Genomic DNA, 20,077 nt, shown 5'->3' with positions numbered 1-20,077 from the left:
AACGCCAGCGCCTGCGCGACCTAACCCTCTCCCTTCTTTACCGCGCCCGCCTCATTCCGATGGACATGGGCTTGCCACGCCCCCCATTTGCTTTCGAAGTACGCCTGGTTTTTGTCCCAGAGGGCCTGATATTCGCCGCTGGCGATCAATTTTCTGAACGAGGCCTGCCCGTAGTGATGGATAAACGCGTCTTCGGCGCACACCGTCCGGTAGCCGGCCGTTTGCACGCGACGGCTGTAGTCGTCGTCTTCGAACATGCCGATGCCGAACGTTTCATCCAGGTACCCCACCTCGTCGAGGATGTTTCGGCGAAAGGCGACACAAAACATCGCGAGCATCGGGATATCGAACGAGTGTCCCCGGCGTGCCGCTGTGTAGTGATCGGCAAACGCTTGCATCTGTTGAATGTCGGTGTAGGAAACCTCGACTTTCGCTTCGTTGCCTACCGCATTCGTGACCGGCCCGACCAGACCAATGCTCGGATCGCGCAAATGCCTGACCAGCGGGTCCAGCCAGCCGCCAGGGACGACCGTGTCGTTATTGAGCAACAGCAGGACGTCGCCATCGGCTTCCCGCAGGCCCTGGTTGTTGGCCGCAGCGAAACCTCGGTTGTCCGAGTTGAGGATGACGCGGGTCGTCGGCACTGCCTGACGCAAGCGTTCAAGGTACTCAGCCGTACCATCATCCGAACCATTGTCGACAACAATGAGCTGGTAATGGGGCCAGGTGGTATTGCGCAGAATGCTGTTGACGCATTGAATGGTCAGATTGAGATTGTTATAGGTCACGAGCACGATGGAGACCTTTTCGTACAGCCCGACGATAGCCTGTTGCAGGCTATTGAACCGATCTTTCCAATCATTGGCCCTGGCAAGCTCCACGCGTCGCTTGTGCAGGGCCAGGTCGCGCTCGGCCAGAGCCCGCTCGATCTGCTCGATGAACTCATCGACCCCGGTTGCAAAGTACAGCAGGTCTTTATAGAGGCTCATCTCTGCCAGCGGCGTGGAGATCACCGGCTTGCCTGCGCTGATGTATTCGTAGAATTTCACCGGGTCGACCGCATGCGTCACGTTGTAGAGCCTGAAGGGAATCAGGCACGCATCGAAATGATCCAGGTAAAGCGGCATCTGCGCGTAAGGCTTGCGGCCCAGCAACTGCACATTGGGCTTGTGCTCAAGGCCCGCGAGGTCCTCGACGAAAACGTCCCCCACCAGGATGAAATTCCATTCCGGCCGCCGGTCCGCCAACGCCGCCAGCAGGGGGTAATCCAGCCATTGCGCCAGCGCACCGTAATAGCCGATCACCGGGCCGACCAGCCCGCTCAACACATCGTTGGCAAAACAGTGCTGCCGGAAAAAAGCGAAATCCACCGCGTTTCGCACCAGCAGGCAACGCGGGTTATGTGCGCACCACTTCTGGTAAAGCAGTGCGGCGGAAACGGTCACCAGGTCGGCCTGGGCAATCAGGGTCTTCTCCTCACTCAGCAGTTGTTCGCCGATGTTCGGAAAACCATCCCAGTCATCCATGCAATCGTACTGAATGCGCCAGCCATGCGTGGCTCGAAGGCTGAGTGCCACGGGGCTCCAGTAAGCGATATGCACCACCGAGAGGGCGGTTTTTATCTGCATATCGGCGACCAAGGCAGCCATCGCACGCAACAAGGCCTGATGATTTTCGGGCGTCACTATTTTTTCGTAATACGCTTCTTGAACATCGCGCTGCAGCGCCACTTCAAAGACATTGGGTGCCACCGCGGTCATGTGATAGAGCTGCCCCGGTTCCGGCACGCTGGAGGGGACGATATAAAACACCCGATAACCCTGGTTCGCAAACTGACTCATCAACTGTTGCGGGCGCTGGAAACGCGCGGCCCAATCGATGTTGGCGAAGCAGAGAATATCCAGGCGCCCTATCGTGGTGAAATCAGCATCCACCTCAACGTTCGGCAACAGCTGCGGCGCTGCCGGGTAGACCATTGCAACCGCACGCTCGGGAAATTCCGGCGCTGCGGAAAAACCATAGCGCCACCATCGGAACAGCGTGCGCAGTGGCCGAGTGAAACGCCACGAACGGGTGTTTTGCAGGAAGTCGACTTTTGCCTGCGCGCTGTCGCGCTCATGAATGGCCGCATCTCTCTGGGCCAAGGCGGCGTCGCGGTCGATCAAGCTGTTGTCGAGCTTAAGCAAGGGGGTACCCATGCAGCTCAGTGCTGTCACCCGGCGGCCACAGGGAGCTGACGGACCCCGGTCGGTAGAACGTTGCAGTGAGGCTGCGGCGTGAACAATGACAGCCATTCACCACCGGTGTGACGGCGTGCCAGGAATTATCCGAGCGCACCAGGATCGCTGAATTACCCACCAGGGGCTCGATCTCGGCCACCACGGCACTGGGGTCGTTGCGCTGCAGAATGTTCAGGCAGCCGCCGTCGTTGCGGTCCCAGGACTCGTTGAAATACAGGATATGCGTGACCAGCTTGTCGGGCAGGTCCGGATGGGCGCCCAGGCTCGCGCCGGGGCCGTAATGAAACACGTTGACCTCCATCGGCACATCGCGCAGATCGATCCCGCTCAGCTGCGACATGGCCTCTCGATAGTCGGCCGAGCTCAGATCCTGCGCCAGCCTCTGCCACGCCTCGCTGAGCGCTTCGGGGAAAACGATGGTACCGGCGCCCATGCCCACCAGGCCACGCGCCTCGTAGTCATAGTTTTTCTCGCCGCCATAACCACTCACTGTCTTGAAGTGATCGTGAGGAAAAGACGCCGCCAACGCAGCGCCATCCTCGACCGAATACAGCTTGTCGATTTGAGCCCAGGAGAAGGGATGAGTCTTGAGCGCCGCAGGCGTGAGTCGAGAGAGATCTAGCATGGTCGGTTCTTGTTCGCTGTCAGGTTTCTGATACCACGGGCGATGGAACGCAGTGGTGCGGTCATTCGGAATGAATGGGAGTTCTGCATCGCCAGCATCCTGGCGTCGCTGAGGGCCAGTTGTTGATCGAGCTGGATAATCCGTTGCTGCTGGGCAAGCGCCTCCAATGCCGCCAGGTTCTGCGCGGGCTCCACAACCTCGGGCGGTAGCGCAACGGCGCTTGCCGGACACTCGGTGGTCGCTGAGTCACGGCCCTCGGCGGCGGCTTCGAGCAGAGTGGGCAAATGTTGTAGAAACGCCCCTAACGCCGGCGCAGACGAGGTTTTACCCTGGCGGATGATCGCCGCGCCCCGATCCCAATGCTCGACCAACTGATCCGCCGCCGCACAGGCCGCAGGCGATGGACGGGTCTTGCCCACCCGCGAGAGAAACCAGTGAGGATCGACCGTCGCCACGTCCGGCAGCGCGTGCAGCGAGTCGAACCCGGCCAGTGCCGTGTACTTGCCGGTGGTCAGGTCCGCCGAGCAAAACACCGGGACGCCAAAGGCCAGGGCGGTGATCGCCAGGTGGTAGCTATGCCCGATCACTGCCTGTGCCTGGCTGAGTATTTCAGCCATGAGCAAAGGTTCCGGCCAGAACGACAAGGTGATGGCCCCCGGCAGGCGTGCGGCGATGACCGAAGGATCGTCGCCCAGCACCGGGCCGATCGGCACCACCAGGAACCGATAGTCCTGGAACGCCTCAGGATGCTCTTCGAACAGTCTTACAAAGGGTTCGACCACGTGAATGGCGTGAATCACGATATAGGGCCCGGTCAGCCCGGCGTGCTCGCGCAGGCGAATGAATTCTGCGGAGGGCTGCTGTTCATCGATCAGGCGGGGCAAACCGAATGCGGTATCGGGCAGCACCTCGATCTCGGCCTGCCGGGTAAGCGCGCCGAGGGTATCGCGCGACAATGCATCACGTACCCGCACATACGGGCTTTGCTCGAGGGCCATGGTCAATAACGGCCGAGCCCAGTCGGGAATACCGTTGCAATGCATTCCGGGAGCGTTCCACATGACGGGTACCCCGTGTTGCAGCGCGATCAGCGCAGGGGTCAGCCAATAGCCGGTGGGATGATGGATATCCGCGGTTGGCGGACCATAGCCATGGGCAACGACTTTATCGAATCGGACCAGAAAACCACCGCCGATCAAAACCCCATCGAGGCTGGCCGCTACCTGCGGCAATTGCGTCAGCGACGTGACCGCATAGGGCCACTCGGGCCGGGTTTTCCCATGATAGGAAAACCGCTGCAGGTTGACTGAACCCAAGCGTCGGGAAAGCTCCGCCTCGGCGATGATTGGAAACAGCAGATCGCCGTAGTTTTCGACGTCAAACGTGCCAAATATAGCGACCTGCCAAGTGCGCTCGCCCAGCTGCTCAGGCAACGCCTTCTCGCCTTGAGGCCCGCACGTCGCGGCAAGCGACTCAACCCGCTGCAACCCCAGGTCAACCATGCCCAGAAAATTCTGGTTGTTCGGCAACATGTCGAACGCCAGGAGCGCGACCTGTTTCTCGATCAACTGCGAAGTGTCTTCCGTGGCTCCGTGCAACAGTTTGAGCGTGACGTGATAGCGCCCCTGCGCGAGTTTGGCCGGGAAGCGCACGGTGATCGCCGTACGCCGCCAGCCGTCTTCGACGGAGCCTGGTTGCAGCGCAAAGTTACCGCCGCCGATCACCAGCAGTCTGGCCTCCTGAACGGTAAAGCTGATGTTGGGCTGGGTGATCGATTCATGCAGCAACGCCTCGACGCGAATCTCGATGTCGTCGCCATACAGGTAACTGGAGCTCAGTTGCCCGGTGTTGGTGAAGCAGGCGCTGCTGATGTGTCCCTCTTCGGTCCCAAAGGCAATCCCCTCCTGAGCGCCCATGAACGACTTGCGCGTAACCGGTACGGCCCCGCCACTGGCCCAGCGACGTTGCTCGTCACGCATGTCGAGCAAGTGCAGCTCGGCCATTTCATCGGGCGCGCCACTGGCAACGACCCGCCCCGCGCGCAGATAGATGACCCGGTGGCAGAAACGCTTGACCATGCTCATGTCATGGGACACGAACAGCAGGGTCGTGCCTTTGGCGGCCAGCTCTTCCAGCCGGTTCAGGCATTTGAATTGAAAGGAGGCATCGCCGACAGAAAGCGCCTCATCGACGATCAGGATCTCGGGCTCGACACACACCGAAACGGCGAACGCCAACCGTACCAGCATGCCGCTGGAATAGATCTTGGTGGGCTGGTCGATAAAGTCGCCGATGTTGGCGAAGGCGATGATGTCATCGAAACGCGCGTCGATTTCAGCGCGGCTCAAGCCCAGCACCGCCGCATTCACGTAGACGTTTTCCCGTCCGGTGAACTCCGGGTTGAAGCCCGATCCCAACTCAAGCAACGCGGCAATCCGGCCATGCCCCTGGACACTGCCCCGGGTCGGCATCAAGGTGCCGCAGATCAGTTGCAACAGGGTGGATTTACCACAGCCATTACGGCCAATGATACCGACGGTTTCCCCCTTTGCGATGGTCAGGGAAACATCGTCCAGGGCCCAGAACTCACGGTAGAACTGCTTCCTGCCGCATGCCAGCATCTGCAACAGGCGGTCTTTGGGCGCTTCGTAAATCTGATAACACTTGCTCAGGTTTTTGGCGCTGATGGCCACTTCAAACGACATCGGCAAAGCCCTTCCATGAATCTCGACCATTATTGCGACACTGTTGAATCAGTCCTTCGCTGGCTGCTGCGGATGAGTTAAGCACAGATTGGATAAAAAACTTCGAGCGAATCCAAACTTGGCCTAGTCTCCAATACGATGCGATTCAAGTAGCCTCCGATATCGTCTTAAGGATCAAGACCCATGCAGCCGTTCCGCCTGTCCCCTGCCGCCATGATCAACAGTGTCCTGATCAATCGAGTATTGATCCACGTGTTGATCCACAGGGAAATCATCAGTCGCTACAAAGGTTCGGTGCTCGGCATCCTGTGGTCGTTCTTCACGCCGGTGTTCATGCTGGTGGTCTACACCTTCGTGTTCAGTGTGGTGTTCAAGGCCCGCTGGGCTGGCGGTGGTGAATCCAGAAGCGAGTTTGCCCTGGTGCTGTTCGCCGGCCTGCTGGTATTCAACCTGTTTTCCGAATGCATCAACCGTGCACCGGGCCTGGTGCTGGCCAATGCCAACTACGTCAAAAAAATTGTGTTTCCGCTGGAAACCCTGTCCCTGGTGTCCCTCGGCGCGGCGCTGTTTCACATGGCTGTCAGCGTCCTGGCCTGGCTGGTTTTCTATATCGTGCTGTTCGGAACCCCACCGTTGACCGCGCTGCTCCTGCCAGTGGTGCTTTTTCCATTGGTGCTGATGACGCTGGGGATCTCCTGGTTTCTCGCCGCGATCAGCGTTTACCTGCGTGATATTGGCCAGTTCGTCGGCATTATCGTCACAGCAATGTTGTTTCTCTCGCCGATTTTCTATCCGCTCTCGACCCTGCCACCCGGCTATCAGGTGGCCTTGCAGGCCAATCCCCTGACGCTGCCGGTGGAAATGGTCCGCGAGGTTCTGTACTGGGGCCGGCCACCGCACTGGGAACACCTGGCGGCTTATTCGGCCGTGTCTGTGCTGATTGCCTGCGCCGGTTTCGCCTGGTTCCAGAAGACACGCAAAGGCTTTGCCGATGTCATATGAGTGCGTTGGTGGCGCGCCGTCCATAAGCGTCTATGCTGGTACCTGGCGCTGCTGAAAGCCGCGCACGGTTTGTAGTTTTAAGCCCACAGCGATCCTGAAAAATCGAGCGTGGGTTGACCGTATTGAATCAAGGACGAAAAAAACCGCATGGACCAGATCAACCGTCTTGTTGTTTGCATTGACCGACTGACGCGCTCCACCCACTCCAGATCCATTGAAGCGATGCAACTGGTCAAGGAAATCGAGAAGCGGGACCGGCTTATCGAACAGTTGAACCGTGAGTCCAAGCCGCTTCACACCCGCGTGGCCGTCCAGGAGACGGAGAACGCGCGGCTGCTCGAACAACTGCGCGAGACCCGGCAACGCCTCAAGGACGCAGAAGCCTTGCTCCAGACCAAAGAAAGCGAAGCTGTCGCGCTTTCCGATTGGGCGGTGGACCTGCGCGCTCAACTGGCGACGAAGCAGGCCGAGCTGGTCAAGCTTTCTGATTGGGGCAGCGCCATCGAACGCGCACCGCTGCGTTATTCGATACGCAAGCAGCTGTATAAATGGTCGCGCCGGGTCTACGGCTGGCTGCCCTTCCCCGCACAGCAGAAACGCACGTTGGCGCGTCGCCTTCGAGGCTGGTTCAAACCCGCCAAGGTAACGCCGGGCGAGCCTTCGGCGCCGGCCGCCCTCACTGCGCAGCATTACGTGCCACCCCACGCACACCTTGAAGTGCCGCCTTGCCCAGGGCAGTCCATGATCCTGATGTTCGGTGTGATTGACTGGCATTTCCGCATCCAGCGCCCGCAGAACCTGGCCAAGGAATTGGCCCGGGCGGGGCAGACCACGCTCTATATTTCGAACCATTTTATCGACGATGATGCCCCCGGCTTCGAAGTCGAGGCACTGGAAGGTTCCAACCAGCTGTTCCAGATCCGTTTCAAGGTGAGCGGCGCACCGGCCATCTATCACGCACCTCCTTCAGCGACCGCGATTCGTCAATTGTGCGAAGGCCTGGCCATGCTGCTGCAATGGGCGAACGTTGGTCCCGTGGACTGCATTGTGCAGCACGCCTACTGGTTTCCGCTGGCCAGGCGTGTCCCCAACTCGACACTGGTCTATGACTGCATGGATCACCACGAAGGCTTCGGCAACGTTGCCCAGGAATTACTCGACCTTGAAATCGCCCTGATGCGTAGGGCCGATCTGCTGGTGGCGACATCCGACTGGATCGAACAACACGGCAAGCGGGAAAATCGCAATGTGGAAGTGATCCGCAACGCCTGTGAGTTCAGCTTCTTCAGTCAGCGCCCCGACAAGCTCTACCGAGATCCCGCCAACAGAAAGATCATCGGTTACTACGGTGTCATTGCCGAATGGTTCGACCTGGACCTGGTCAAGCGAGTCGCCCAAGCCTTCCCGCAGCACCTGATCCTGTTGATCGGCAGCGATATCGTACAGGCCAAAAAACACTTCAAGGCCTGCCCGAATGTGGTCCTGGAGGGTGAGGTCCCGTATGCCTCCCTGCCCTACTACCTGCACGCCATGGACGTTTGCCTGCTGCCGTTCAAGGTCATGCCGCTGACCCTCGCCACCAACCCGGTCAAGGTCTACGAATACCTGAGCGCGGGAAAACCGGTGGTGTCGGTGAAGCTGCCGGAGTTGAGCCAGTTCGGCAAACGGGTCTGGGCGGTTGAACAGCCGACTGAGTTCATCTCGACCCTACGCGATGTCCTGAAAGCACTCCCGGAGGCCCGCTCCACGGTGCAGGCGCGTCAATCGTTTGCCCGGGGCCAGACCTGGCGGCACCGGGCCACCAGCCTGCGCAAGGCCATCGCGACATTGCCCGAACCTAAAGTCAGCGTTGTGGTGTTGACCTATAACAATCTCGAACTGACCAAAGCCTGCCTCGACAGCCTGTTGACTCAGAGCCACTACCCGAACCTGGAAATCATTGTCGTCGACAACCATTCCAGCGACCAGACCCCCGCCTTTCTGACTGCCTGGGCCGATGGGCATCCAGACCGGATCGTCATCCTCAACGCGGACAACAAGGGGTTTGCCGCCGGCAACAACCTGGGCCTCGCAGCGGCCAGTGGCGAGTATCTGGTGGTCCTGAACAACGACACGGTCGTTACTGCCGGCTGGATCAAAGGCCTGCTTCGCCACCTGCGCGATAACAAGGAAATCGGCATCATCGGCCCGATCACCAACAACATCGGCAATGAAGCCAAAGTCAGCACCCGGTATGAGCGGATAGACGACATGCCCGCCGAAGCCGCGCAGATGACCCGCGCCCGCATGGGCGAATGGTTCGAAATCAATACCCTGGCGTTTTTCTGCGTGATGTTCCCGCGCTCGACCTACGAAAAAGTCGGTGGCCTGTGCGAAGACTATGGCCTGGGGTTCTTTGAGGATGACGATTACTGCCGTCGCGTACAACGTCGTGGCATGCGCGCGGCCTGCGCCGAAGACGTCTTCGTTCACCACCACATGTCTGCCTCGTTCAACACCCTGGGAGCCGCGAAAAAACAAGCGCTTTTCGAGAAAAACCGCGCGATCTACGAGAGCAAATGGGGCTCCTGGGTCCCACACACATACCGAGACGTGTAAGCCCGCCTTTGCATCGCACTGAGGTGCTGAACAACAGAGACAATATTTTGCCCAGATACAGCCTGAAATATGCAGTAGTGCTGTCCGTTTTACTGGCGAGTGTGATGGTTGGCACGTACGGGTTTGCGACGCTTGAACTGGCGTCCATGAACAGCAGCACCCGCACGATAGTGCTGGCGTTGGCGGCACTGACCGCCCTGACCGTTTTCACCCGCAAACCACCGTTCGTGCTCTGCCTGGGTTTGCTCGCCTGCGTGTCCATTGCCTGTGCGCAGACATGGCCGGTGATTGTCGTGGCGACCTTCGCACTGTCGGCGACCGTGCTCGGCAAGTGCATGCTCCGGCAAACCGTATCGGCCGATCGGAGCGTCCACCTGCTGGTGGGGGCAGGTACGTTCGGCACCCTGACGGGTCTGGCGGCCTACGTGCCGATCAACTACCCGTGGCTGTATGGCGCGTTGTTGTCATTACCACTTTTGCTGGGGCGCAAACACGTCGTATCGATAGGGCGTGAACTGCTGGGGCACCTGCAGGCCGACCGTGGCGCGCAAACACCTTTGCAGACCGGGCTTGACGTACTGATCTGCAGTTTCGCCTGCCTGTATGTGCTGGTCGCCTTCATGCCGGAGGTCGGGCATGACGCGTTGGCCATGCACCTCTTCGTCCCGTCACACTTGGCACAGCGGCATCAATGGTCGTTCGATGCGAACACCTACGTGTGGGCGGTCATGCCCATGCTGGCCGACTGGATCTACAGCAATGTCTATATGCTGGGCGGCGAAACAGCCGCGCGCCTGATCAACAGCGCGTTCACCTTGCTGGTGGCGTGGCAGATCCGCAGCCTGACGCTCTGGGCCGCAGGTTCTGCCACCAGTGCCCGCCTGGCCAGCCTGATCTTTCTGTCGACGCCCCTTGCCTTCGCTGAAAGCAGCAGCTTGCACATAGAGTCGGCATGGACCGCGTTCATGATGGCCGGGACACTGGCGATCCTGAAGGTCTCACGCTTCACGGCGGACCCAGGGGAGCGCCTCTCGCAATGGGTTCTGGCCGGCATCCTGCTGGGCTTCGCCATGGCGACCAAGGCTGTGACGCTGAGCGTCCTGCCGGTGCTGCTGGTGGTGCTCTTGCTGCACTACAAAGCCTGGGCCATCCAGGGGCTGGCCAAGACGCTCCTGCTGGGCAGTGCCGGCCTGATACTGGCCGGCGCTACCCCTTACGTCTCGGCCTGGTATTTGACCGGTAATCCCGTGTTCCCGTTTTTCAATGCGATTTTCCATTCGCCGCTCTGGCCAAGCCTGGATTTCAAACCGCCGGCCACGTTCGGTACAGGCATGAGCTGGGACACGCTCTACCGCATGGTCTTCAATTCGCCTCAGTTCATTGAAGGGCGCATCGGTGCGGCAGGTTTTCAATGGCTGTTACTGCCCACGGCGGCCGTCGCCGTGCTGTTGAGCGGCAATAAAAAAGCCCTGTGCATACTGCTGGTCGGCGCCGGCGCATTGTTCCTGACGTTCCACTCCACGGCCTATCTGCGTTATGTGTTCCCTTCCTTCGCGCTCTTCTCAGTGATCCTGGCCCTACCCTTTTCCGACACCCGGATCTTTCCGCGCAGCCTCGCCATCGTGGCCGCCAGCGTGTTGATCCTGGCCAATACCCGCTTCATTCAGGCGGCGACTTACTATGGCGACATCAAACCCTCGGCACTGTTGAGCCAGGTCGGTCGGGATGCCTATCTGGCGCAGCGATTGCCTATCCGAAACATGGTCGACACCGTCAACGCCTTGAATAACGGCGATCAGCCCGTGGCGGTTTTTGCGCCGCCCTTGATGGCCGGTTTGCGCGGCGATGCCCTTTACGCCTCCTGGTACAACCTGAAGTGGAAAGGCGAATTCGACACAGCGACCTCTCCCGCGCAGCTTGCCCAGCGCCTGCGCCAGCGCCGGGTGAGCTGGCTGGTGATCGACCTCAAGGCCCTGCCCCAGGCGCCACTCGAGCGGCTGCTTGCGGTGTCCACTTCGTACGCCAGGCTGGGTGACCTGGACCTGCGAAAACTCGACGTTACGCACCACGAACACCTGCTCAACCCGGATTTATCCAGCCTCGAGGGCTGGAGCCTGACGTCACCGACAACCTATGACGCGTCACGCAACATCCTCACCGTCAACGTCAACACGCCGGCAACACAGCGCGTCGCCGTGACGCCGGGAATGACCTACATCAACAGCGTGTCCGCGCGCTGCGCGACAACCGCCACCACCGGAAGAATCCAGGCCAATTGGATGGACGACCGCGGTGACTTCATTTCCACCCGCATCGAAACGTTTGACTGCACCACGCAATGGGAGACCCATGAGATGAACGTCGTTGCCCCTGCCAATGCCACGTCCGCAATCATTTATGCATCGGGGCATACCGACACGCCGGTGGCGTTCAAGTCACTTTCCTTCAGGCAATAACGGGCGATATCGATGAACTCGAAAACAGCGCTTTTCACGGATGAACAACGCGTCGCCGTGGTCATTCCCAGCTATCGGGTCACCGCGCACATCATGGGTGTCATAGAAGCCATAGGGCCGCGGGTCTGGCGCATCTATGTCATTGACGATGCCTGCCCGGACGGCTCAGGCAAACATGTCCTGGCGTCCTGCAACGACCCTCGGGTCCGAGTGCTGCCCCATGACGTCAACAAAGGCGTGGGCGGCGCGGTCATGACCGGCTATCGCGCCGCCCTCGCCGAAGGCGCGAGCATCATCGTCAAAGTCGACGGCGACGGCCAGATGGACCCGACCCTGATCCCGTTGTTCATCGACCCGATCCTGGCGGGCGAAGCCGACTACACCAAGGGCAATCGTTTTTTTGACCTGGAAGAGGTCCAGTCGATGCCGCGGCTGCGTCTGTTCGGCAACGCGGTATTGTCGCTGATGGCCAAACTGTCGACGGGTTACTGGGACCTGTTCGATCCCACCAACGGCTACACGGCGATTCACCGTGACGTCGCCAGGCTCTTGCCCCTGGACAAACTCAGCCAGCGCTACTTCTTCGAAACCGACATCCTGTTCCGCCTGAATACACTGCGCGCGGTGGTGGTGGATATTCCGATGGAGGCCCGCTACGGCGACGAAGTCAGTCATCTCAACGTTTCGAAAATCGTCGGCGAGTTCCTGTTCAAGCATGTGCGCAATTTCACCAAGCGCGTGCTCTACAACTACTACCTGCGCGACATGTCCCTGGCTTCGATCGAATTGCCGCTCGGAATGGTGATGTTCGTGTTCGGCATCCTCTTTGGCAGTTATCACTGGTACGAATCAGCACAGCACGGCATCGCGACACCGGCCGGAACCGTGATGCTCAGCGCATTGCCCATGCTCATGGGCTTGCAGTTGATCATGGCGTTCCTCGGCTATGACATCGCCTCGGTGCCCAGCAGGCCACGCCATTACAAGCGGGGCAAAGCCCCCTCATTGCGGGAAGAACACTCATTAAAGCGCTGAGAGATTTTTTATCGGACCCATCGCTCAAGACCTTGGATGTCGATGGTTACGCGCGCCTCGAACTTCACGGCAAGGTGCTTGAGCGCAAACGGATGCTGCGGGACGTGTTCGTCGAATTCCACCATGGGTTTCATCGCTTGGCCGACCGCTATTTCAAGGTTCAGGGCCTTGAAGTGGAGCTCGGGGCGGGCATCGCGCCCATGCGCAATTCGTACCCTGAGGTCTTGACTACGGACATCGTCGCGACCGAGACCCTGGACATGGCGCTCGACGCCGAGGCGATGCGCCTGGACGATCAGTCGGTGAGGGCTTTTTATGGCCAGAACTGTTTTCACCATTTCCCTCACCCCGAGCGGTTTTTCACGGAACTGGAAAGAACACTGAAGATCGGCGGCGGCGCCATTTTGATCGAGCCTTTTCACGGCCCCTTTGCCGCCTTTCTGTATAAGCGCCTGTTCAGGTCCGAAGGGTTCGACAAGCACTTCCCCTCTTGGGAAACCCCTTCGACCGGCCCCATGAACGGTGCCAACCAGGCGCTGAGCTACATCGTGTTCGTTCGCGACAGGCAGGCGTTCGAGCGCAAGCATCCGGGCCTGGAAATCGTCCACCAGGAAATCTGCGGCAATTACCTGCGCTACTTGATTTCGGGCGGCCTGAACTTTCGCCAGTTGCTGCCTGACGCACTGATCCCGGTGCTCAAAGTCGTTGAAAAACTCCTGTATCCGGTGAGACGGCTAATGGCGCTGCATCACATCGTGGTGATCAGGAGGCGGTCTTGACCTTTGTCCGGTATGGCACCATCCAACTCATGGCCTATGCGTTGGACATGGGGACCTTTTTGCTATTGATGACGCTCTCTCAGGATCACCCCGTCCTGGCCAACATCACGGGCAAAATGGTCGCCGGTGTGTTCGCGTTCTTTTTGCATCGCCACTTCACGTTCCAGTCGACCCACGCCAGCGGCAAGGCGCAAGCCGTGCGCTATTTCTCATTGCTCGCCCTCAATATTCCGGTGGCTTCGGCGCTGTTCAGCCTGGGGCTGTATTTCATCAATAGCCCTGCTCCGGTGAAACTTATCAGCGATGTGATCTGCGTGGCCCTGACCTACTGGATCAGCAAACTGTTCGTGTTTCATTCCGATACGCCCCGGCCTGTTCCCGCTGACCGCGCCAAAGGCACATGACGATGAAGCTATTGATTACCGGCGCGACAGGCTACATCGGACAACGCTTGTCAGCCCTCGCTGCGGTAAACGGCCACGAGGTCATATGCGCCACGCGCCAACCGTGTCCCGCGGCCTATGCCTGGCTGCCTTATGATCTGGGGGGGCCGGCCCCCGAGTGGCCAGCCGACACTCAGGCGTTTATCCATCTGGCGGCCGACACATCAACGGGCGCTCACACCGGCGCGGAAAACGAAATACAGGCGGCCCAGGCGCTGATCCGTGCTGCCCGACAAGGCGGCGCCAGGTTCGTTTTCATCTCCAGTCAAACCGCCCAAGCCACGGCCCCTGGCGTGTATGGCCGGACCAAATGGCGCATCGAACAGCACGTACTGGCCGCCGGGGGCATCGTCATCCGTCCCGGCCAAGTCTACGGTGGCCCCGAACGCGGGCTCTTTGGCCTGTTGTCAGGGCTGGTTCGGCGAAGCCCGTTCATACCAGTCCTCATGCCGGCGCCTGGTGTGCAACCTATCCATGTCGACGACCTCGCGGCCTCGATACTGGCCGTTGTCGAGCGCGACGACCTGGGTGGCGAAGTCCTCTGCCTGGGCGCCATCGAGCCGATTGCCGTTGACCGCTTCCTGGGGGCGATTGCCGTGCACCGGGTGCGTGCCATGCGCCTGCCCGTCCCGCTGCCGGTGCCATTGCTGCGGCTATTGCGGGTGTCATTGGGTTCTTCCTTGAGCACGAAATCGGGCCTGGAGCGAATTTTCTCCCTGCTTCAACTGCCGCCTATGGACAGCGAAGGTTCGCTGCAAAAACTCGGTATCCGCTTGCGCCCCCTTGCCCACGGCATGCATCGATCCGGTCGCGGACAACGTCGAGCACTGCTCCAGGAAGCCACGATACTTTTGAGCTACCTGCTCAAACGCCCGCCGCAACGAAGCCTGGTCAGCCGCTACGCCCGCGCACTGGAACAGGCCGGCAGCAGCGGCGCCATCCTTCACTCACGCTGGCTAAAGGACTGGCCGATACTGCTGGCGCTACTGGACAACCCCGGCGTGCTGCATACGCCCGACGGCCAGGCGCTGGCCTGGCGCCTGCAGGTTGCACTCGCGATTGCCGAAGCCAGCCCCCAGGGCGCCAAGGTGTTCTTGGGCAACCCGCCACCGCGCAGCGTGGTCACCGCACTGATCGCGCTGGGGCTCACCTCGCTCAAAGCGCTGGTGTGGACGCTAGCGGCGCTGGCCTGCCGCCCCTTGGCCCGGCGGCTGTTGTCTGGGAGTGAGGCCCGCCATGAAGCCTGAATTCGATGTGATCATTATCGGCAGTGGCCCGGCCGGCACGTCGGCCGCCTATCCGCTGGTCAAGGCGGGCCTCAACGTCCTGATGGTCGATGCCCAGACCGAAACAGCGTGCGCGACGTTACCGCCGGGGCCCTTTCTCAGCGCCAGGGCCAACGACGAACATCAGTGGAAATGGATGATCGGCGAACAGTTCCATGCGCTGAACCGATTGGACGCCGTCTCGCCCAAGCTCAAGACGCCGGCCCACGCGCATGTCTTCGAGGGCTTCAGCGCCGGCAATCGCATCGACACCGACAATTTTATCGGCATCGGTTCACTGGCCACCGGCGGTCTGTCCAATGCCTGGGGCTGCGGTGTGGCAACGCTGGAAGCCAGCGACTTCGCCGGGCTGCCCATCGATTATTCGCATATGCAGAGGTCCTACGAAACGGTCGCTCGCCGGATCGGTATCAGCGGCCGACTCGACGACGATCTCTCAAACTACTTCGGACTAGATGCGTGGTCTCAACCGCCCCTGCCACTGGACTCGCTGCATCAGCACCTGCTTGATCGCTACGCCCGGCGCCGCTCGGCGTTTCCCGACCTGGGGTTTCGCCTGGGTCGCTCCAGGGTAGCCGTGTTGAGCCAGCCCATGAACGAGCGCAAGGCCTGCGACCTGTCTGGAAACTGCTTGTGGGGGTGTCACAATCAGGCCCTGTACAGCGCATCGCAAGAGCTACAGAAGCTCAAGCAATACCCCGGCTTCCGGCATGTCCAGGATTTTCTGGTGGAGGACCTGCAGCAACAGGACGGCTCATGGACAATCAGCCACCCTCGCTCCGCACAGCGCTTCTGCGGTACCCGCCTGCTGTTGGCGGCGGGCACCCTCGCCTCGACCCGGCTCGCCCTCAAGCAACTGAAGCACTCGGCCCCGGTACCGCTGCTGTCATCGCCGACGGCAGCCTTCCTGCTGTGGCTGCCGAAAATGCTCGGAACGCCCAGGGTACCGGCATTCGGCCTGGGCCAGCTGTCATTCGCCTTGGCATTGACGCCCAGCGCCACCGCCTTCGGTTCAACATTCAGTACCACGGGTTTGCCGATGACCGAATTCGTCAGCAGAATTCCGCTGAGCAAACGCTACAGCATCGAACTGCTGAAGAACCTGCTCAACGCGTGCGTCGTCGGCAACATCTTCCTTCCCGGCCACCTGTCCAACAACACGGCGATCTTGCGCCACGACGGTTCGTTGAAGATCAACGGCCACATGCATCCCGAGTTACCTGAGCTGATGAAAACCGCCGAGACAAAGCTGCGCCGGATCTACTGGAAGATGGGCGCGCTGCTGATGCCCATGAGCTTCACCGTCGGCAGGCCGGGCGCGGATATCCACTATGCGGGCACTTTGCCCATGCACGCTGCGCCCAGGATCGGGCAGACCGACAGCCTTGGCGAAGTCGCAGGCCTTCGCGGCGTGCATATTGTCGATGGCGCCTGCCTGCCCCGCCTCACCGAGAAATCCCACACGCTGACCCTCATGGCCAACGCGGACCGGATAGCCCGCTCACTTGCGACACTGATAGGACATCAAAAGGCATGACCCACACGGTACTTTGCGTCATCAACGTTTTACGCCGGTACTTGCAGCCATGCGCATGATTTACCTGTCCGCGGTGCCTTGGGCCAGCTTCAGCCAGCGCCCCCATCACTTCGTCAATTGGTATCACCACCAGACCGGCGAGCCGGTGCTGTGGATCGATCCGTATCCGACACGCTTACCCACACTGAGCGATTTCACGCGCACGCCGCCCGTCGCCCATGAACAAAGTGCTGCCCCTCCACCCTGGTTGCACGTGCGCAAGCCGCGCAGCTTACCCATCGAGCCCCTTCCAGGCTCGGCACTGCTGCTCACGCAACTGTGGCGCAACCTGTTCAAAGAAGCCGCGGCATTTTGTGCGCAAGGGTCCTGCATGCTGTGTGTCGGAAAACCTTCCGAACTGGCCCTGCAACTGTTGGCGCGGCTCCCTAGAAGCCACGCCGTCTACGATGCGATGGATGATTTTCCGGCGTTCTATCAGGGCCTGTCACGCCGGGCCATGGAGCGCCGGCAGGCTCAACTCATTCGACGGATCTCCAACGTCATGGCCTCCTCCACCCCACTTCGCGACAAACTCCTGAGCATGACCGACCCAGTACAACTGGCCCTCAATGCCTGTGACATGCAAGCACTGGCGCCGATCGAAAGCCTGGACCTGGGCGCCAAACAACAGGTACTCGGCTACGTCGGCACGCTGGGTCGTTGGTTCGACTGGGACCTGGTCATCGCGCTGGCGCGCGCCAATCCCGCCAATCGGATCCGGCTGATCGGCCCTCTCTTCACGCCGACCTCATGCGTATTGCCTGACAACATCGAGCTGCTTCCCGATTGCTCCCATGCCGACGCAATCGCGGCCATGGCGACGTTTTCGGTAGGTTTGATCCCTTTCAAGCTCAACCGCCTGACCGCCTCGGTGGATCCGATCAAATTCTATGAGTATCGCGCCCTCGGCTTGCCCGTCATCTCCACCCGTTTCGGTGAAATGGCCCTGCGCGACCGTGAACCGGGTGTCTGGATCGTGGATAAAGGCAGCGACTTGCGTAAAACCGCCGTTGAAGCACTCGCCAGTCGAAGCGATTATTCGACGGTCCATCAATTTCGTGAAGCGCATCGTTGGGCCCAGCGCTTTTGTGCGATGCCTCTCAACAACGGCGAATGACGAACGAGACAACAGAGACCAGCAAGGCGGTGGATGCCTTTTTAAGCTTGCTGAAACGTTTCATCAGGTTTATAAAAATGGCACAACTCCAAGAAAGGCTGCTGCCATGACCCCGCTCAAACTCTTTGTTGCCCTCAGCGCACTGTCCGCTGCCTCCCACGCCATGGCCTGGGATTACGTTCTGCTCGACACCGACAAAGCCGCGCAGAACTGGCAGATCACCAGCCAGCAACTCGGCATAAAAACCGACAAACCCTTCAGCGTCAGCCTGCGCACCTTGCACGGCGGTCGGCAGGAGGGCGTCAGCATCGTCGACATCGATAACGGTACGATGAAACTCTCGGTAGTGCCGACTCGCGGAATGAACGTCTTGCAGGCCTCGGTTGGCGACGTGCGCATGGGCTGGGATTCGCCGGTCAAGGAAGTGGTCAACCCGTCCTTCATCGAACTCAATGGCCGCGGTGGTCTGGGCTGGTTGGAAGGTTTCAACGAGCTGGTCACTCGCTGCGGATACGAATGGGTCGGCCATCCCGGCATCGACAACGGCGAACTGCTGACCCTGCACGGTCGGGCCGCCAACATTCCCGCGAACAAAGTCACCCTGCATATCGATGAAAAACCACCGTACGCCATCACCCTGCGCGGTGAACTGAAAGAGCAGGCGTTCAAGAAGGTCGACTTCTCCGTCGCTACCGAACTGGTTACCGAACCCGGCAGCGTCGTGTTCGCCCTCAACGACACCCTGACCAACAACGGCGACTATCCGAAGGAATATCAGGCGCTGTATCACAGTAACTTCAGCACCCCGTTCCTGGAGCAGGACGCTCGTTTCGTCGCGCCGGTGAAACAGGTGTCGCCGTTCAACGAGAAGGCCAAGGAAGATCTGCCCGACTGGCAAACCTATCGCGCTCCGACCAAGGACTACGACGAAACGGTGTACAACGTGGTGCCCTATGCCGATACCCAGGGCGATACGTTGACCGTGTTGCATAACAAGGCCGGCAGCCTGGGCGTTTCAGTCGGCTTCAATACTCAGACACTGCCCGTGTTTTCCCTGTGGAAAAACACCGATACCCAAGGCCAGGGCTATGTGACGGGGCTGGAGCCGGGGACAAGTTTTTCCTACAACCGCCGTTATCAGCGGCCACTGAACCTGGTACCAACAATCGGACCGAAGGAACACAAGCAGTTCCGCATCAGCTACAGCTTGCTGGCGGATAAGGCGGCTGTGGACAAGGCCTTGAAGCAGGTGAGCGAGATTCAGGCTGGGCGGGAGACTGAGGTGCGGCAGACGCCGTTGGTTGATCTGACCAAGGGATGACACCGGCTAGAGCATTGTCAGCCGACGCGCTATTAGCATCTGCTAAGTTTCAGGGCCGTCGGCTGTTTGCGTGTTGGCAGTTTGTCGTCGGCCGAAATCAGACCGACGTGGTTTCATATCACACTGGGCACCAAATTCTCCCCACCCGATACTTCAATCACGGCGCCGGTCATATAAGGATTGGTCATTAAGAACAACGCCGCATGCGCAATATCGGCCGCCGTACCTGCGTGTCTCGCTGGAAAATTCTGGCGAACTTTCGCACGCAAGCTTTCACGTTGATCCGCAGGCAACACGCTCCACATATCTGTGTCCACAAAACCCGGACGAATCGTATTCACCCGAATTGGGGCGAGCTCCAGCGCAAGTGAACCTGCCAGTGCTTCCACTGCGATAAAAGCAGACGTCGGTGCGGTGAAGCCGAGTTTTGGCCGAACCGCCGAGCCCCCGGTAAGGAAGGTGATCGTGCCGCCAGCCCTTAGGTGTGGCACGGCATACCGAGCGCAGGCCCAACTGCCGAGGAACTTGCCTTCGAAGTAACTGCGTACCCCTTGCATATCGGAATCCATAAAAGCTCCCCAGGTCCCGAAATCAGGAGCGGCCGTGATCGCAAGATGGTCGAAGGCGCCAATCCGATTGAAAGCCTCGCGCACATCGGCTTCGTTTCGTATGTCCAGGCTAATCTGTTCGAAATTGGCGAGATCCGGACGTTCCTGCCGGGATGTAATACGGCGACTGGCGACCGTTACCGATGCGCCGGCCGCATAGGCCGCCTGAGCAATGCCGAGGCCCATCCCGGTTTTGCCCCCTACGACTACGACCTTTTTGCCTCGAAGGCTCAAGGAGGGTGCGGAGTTTGGGTTCTGATCGATCACTTCGTTGCTCATGATTCTG

13 protein-coding genes and 2 pseudogenes are annotated in these 20,077 nt (G+C 59.9%); 10 read left to right on the top strand and 5 right to left on the bottom strand.

What is annotated here, in order from left to right; all coding sequences use genetic code 11:
- Positions 1-20: 20 nt before the first annotated feature.
- The 4 genes and pseudogenes from PSH66_RS11950 to PSH66_RS11935 all read right to left on the bottom strand — a co-directional run.
- Positions 21-2,186, bottom strand: coding sequence for a glycosyltransferase (locus PSH66_RS11950; protein WP_370694848.1), 2,166 nt, complete (start codon positions 2,184-2,186; stop codon positions 21-23).
- Entirely contained in the window at positions 2,179-2,865 is a 687-nt protein-coding gene (locus tag PSH66_RS11945; RefSeq protein WP_141064123.1) for a 2OG-Fe(II) oxygenase, read from the bottom strand. Before PSH66_RS11945 ends, PSH66_RS11950 begins: the two co-directional genes overlap by 8 nt.
- Positions 2,859-4,175 (bottom strand): annotated as a pseudogene (locus tag PSH66_RS11940) (polysaccharide pyruvyl transferase family protein); the annotation flags it as partial. The pseudogene PSH66_RS11940 and the gene PSH66_RS11945, both read right to left, overlap by 7 nt.
- Before the next feature lie 165 nt (positions 4,176-4,340).
- Positions 4,341-5,570, bottom strand: a pseudogene (locus PSH66_RS11935) (ABC transporter ATP-binding protein); the annotation flags it as partial.
- A gap of 183 nt (positions 5,571-5,753) precedes the next feature.
- On the opposite strand from PSH66_RS11935, the gene PSH66_RS11930 reads away from it, so the two are divergent.
- The 10 genes from PSH66_RS11930 (at position 5,754) to PSH66_RS11885 (ending at position 19,183) form a co-directional block, all read left to right on the top strand.
- Positions 5,754-6,572: an ABC transporter permease gene (locus PSH66_RS11930; protein ID WP_003174451.1), complete on the top strand. Its 819-nt coding sequence runs from the start codon at positions 5,754-5,756 to the stop codon at positions 6,570-6,572.
- Positions 6,573-6,719: 147 nt separating this feature from the next.
- Complete coding sequence (locus tag PSH66_RS11925; protein ID WP_305429148.1) at positions 6,720-9,170, top strand: glycosyltransferase; 2,451 nt, start codon at positions 6,720-6,722, stop codon at positions 9,168-9,170.
- A 104-nt stretch (positions 9,171-9,274) separates the two neighbouring features.
- Entirely contained in the window at positions 9,275-11,626 is a 2,352-nt protein-coding gene (locus tag PSH66_RS11920; RefSeq protein ID WP_305429146.1) for a phospholipid carrier-dependent glycosyltransferase, read from the top strand.
- Positions 11,627-11,638: 12 nt separating this feature from the next.
- Positions 11,639-12,661 (top strand): glycosyltransferase family 2 protein, encoded by a 1,023-nt coding sequence (locus PSH66_RS11915; protein ID WP_003174448.1) that lies wholly within the window; start codon positions 11,639-11,641, stop codon positions 12,659-12,661.
- A 32-nt stretch (positions 12,662-12,693) separates the two neighbouring features.
- Positions 12,694-13,440 (top strand): class I SAM-dependent methyltransferase, encoded by a 747-nt coding sequence (locus PSH66_RS11910; RefSeq protein ID WP_305429145.1) that lies wholly within the window; start codon positions 12,694-12,696, stop codon positions 13,438-13,440.
- Complete coding sequence (locus tag PSH66_RS11905; RefSeq protein WP_003174446.1) at positions 13,437-13,844, top strand: GtrA family protein; 408 nt, start codon at positions 13,437-13,439, stop codon at positions 13,842-13,844. The genes PSH66_RS11910 and PSH66_RS11905 overlap by 4 nt, the downstream gene beginning before the upstream one ends.
- A gap of 2 nt (positions 13,845-13,846) precedes the next feature.
- A complete protein-coding gene (locus tag PSH66_RS11900) occupies positions 13,847-15,130 on the top strand; it encodes an NAD(P)-dependent oxidoreductase (RefSeq protein ID WP_305429143.1) in 1,284 nt (427 codons plus the stop codon).
- The gene (locus PSH66_RS11895; protein WP_141064117.1) at positions 15,120-16,706 is read left to right on the top strand and encodes an FAD-dependent oxidoreductase; all 1,587 of its coding nucleotides are present in this window, start codon (positions 15,120-15,122) and stop codon (positions 16,704-16,706) included. Before PSH66_RS11900 ends, PSH66_RS11895 begins: the two co-directional genes overlap by 11 nt.
- 49 nt (positions 16,707-16,755) lie before the next feature.
- Positions 16,756-17,862 carry a glycosyl transferase gene (locus tag PSH66_RS11890; protein ID WP_305429141.1) on the top strand — a complete coding sequence of 369 codons (1,107 nt, stop codon included), beginning with the start codon at positions 16,756-16,758 and terminating at the stop codon, positions 17,860-17,862.
- 106 nt (positions 17,863-17,968) lie between these two features.
- The gene (locus PSH66_RS11885; RefSeq protein WP_305429140.1) at positions 17,969-19,183 is read left to right on the top strand and encodes an aldose 1-epimerase family protein; all 1,215 of its coding nucleotides are present in this window, start codon (positions 17,969-17,971) and stop codon (positions 19,181-19,183) included.
- 113 nt (positions 19,184-19,296) lie between these two features.
- Here the strand turns inward: PSH66_RS11885 and PSH66_RS11880 are convergent, their stop codons facing one another.
- The gene (locus tag PSH66_RS11880) at positions 19,297-20,070 is read right to left on the bottom strand and encodes an SDR family oxidoreductase (RefSeq protein ID WP_003174441.1); all 774 of its coding nucleotides are present in this window, start codon (positions 20,068-20,070) and stop codon (positions 19,297-19,299) included.
- Between the last annotated feature and the right edge of the window lie 7 nt (positions 20,071-20,077).

It is taken from the genome of Pseudomonas sp. FP597 (assembly GCF_030687435.1).
In the GTDB taxonomy this organism is placed as follows: Bacteria; Pseudomonadota; Gammaproteobacteria; order Pseudomonadales; family Pseudomonadaceae; genus Aquipseudomonas; species Aquipseudomonas lactucae.
Note: the sequence above shows the minus strand (reverse complement) of the source record. Positions and strands in the feature narration are given on the sequence as shown.

Coding starts and splice junctions, on each gene's coding strand:
- PSH66_RS11945 (WP_141064123.1), bottom strand. CDS start 2,865: ATGCTAGATCTCTCTCGACTCACGCCTGCGGCGCTCAAGACTCATCCC.
- PSH66_RS11930 (WP_003174451.1), top strand. CDS start 5,754: ATGCAGCCGTTCCGCCTGTCCCCTGCCGCCATGATCAACAGTGTCCTG.
- PSH66_RS11925 (WP_305429148.1), top strand. CDS start 6,720: ATGGACCAGATCAACCGTCTTGTTGTTTGCATTGACCGACTGACGCGC.
- PSH66_RS11920 (WP_305429146.1), top strand. CDS start 9,275: ATGGTTGGCACGTACGGGTTTGCGACGCTTGAACTGGCGTCCATGAAC.
- PSH66_RS11915 (WP_003174448.1), top strand. CDS start 11,639: ATGAACTCGAAAACAGCGCTTTTCACGGATGAACAACGCGTCGCCGTG.
- PSH66_RS11900 (WP_305429143.1), top strand. CDS start 13,847: ATGAAGCTATTGATTACCGGCGCGACAGGCTACATCGGACAACGCTTG.
- PSH66_RS11895 (WP_141064117.1), top strand. CDS start 15,120: ATGAAGCCTGAATTCGATGTGATCATTATCGGCAGTGGCCCGGCCGGC.
- PSH66_RS11890 (WP_305429141.1), top strand. CDS start 16,756: ATGCGCATGATTTACCTGTCCGCGGTGCCTTGGGCCAGCTTCAGCCAG.
- PSH66_RS11885 (WP_305429140.1), top strand. CDS start 17,969: ATGACCCCGCTCAAACTCTTTGTTGCCCTCAGCGCACTGTCCGCTGCC.
- PSH66_RS11880 (WP_003174441.1), bottom strand. CDS start 20,070: ATGAGCAACGAAGTGATCGATCAGAACCCAAACTCCGCACCCTCCTTG.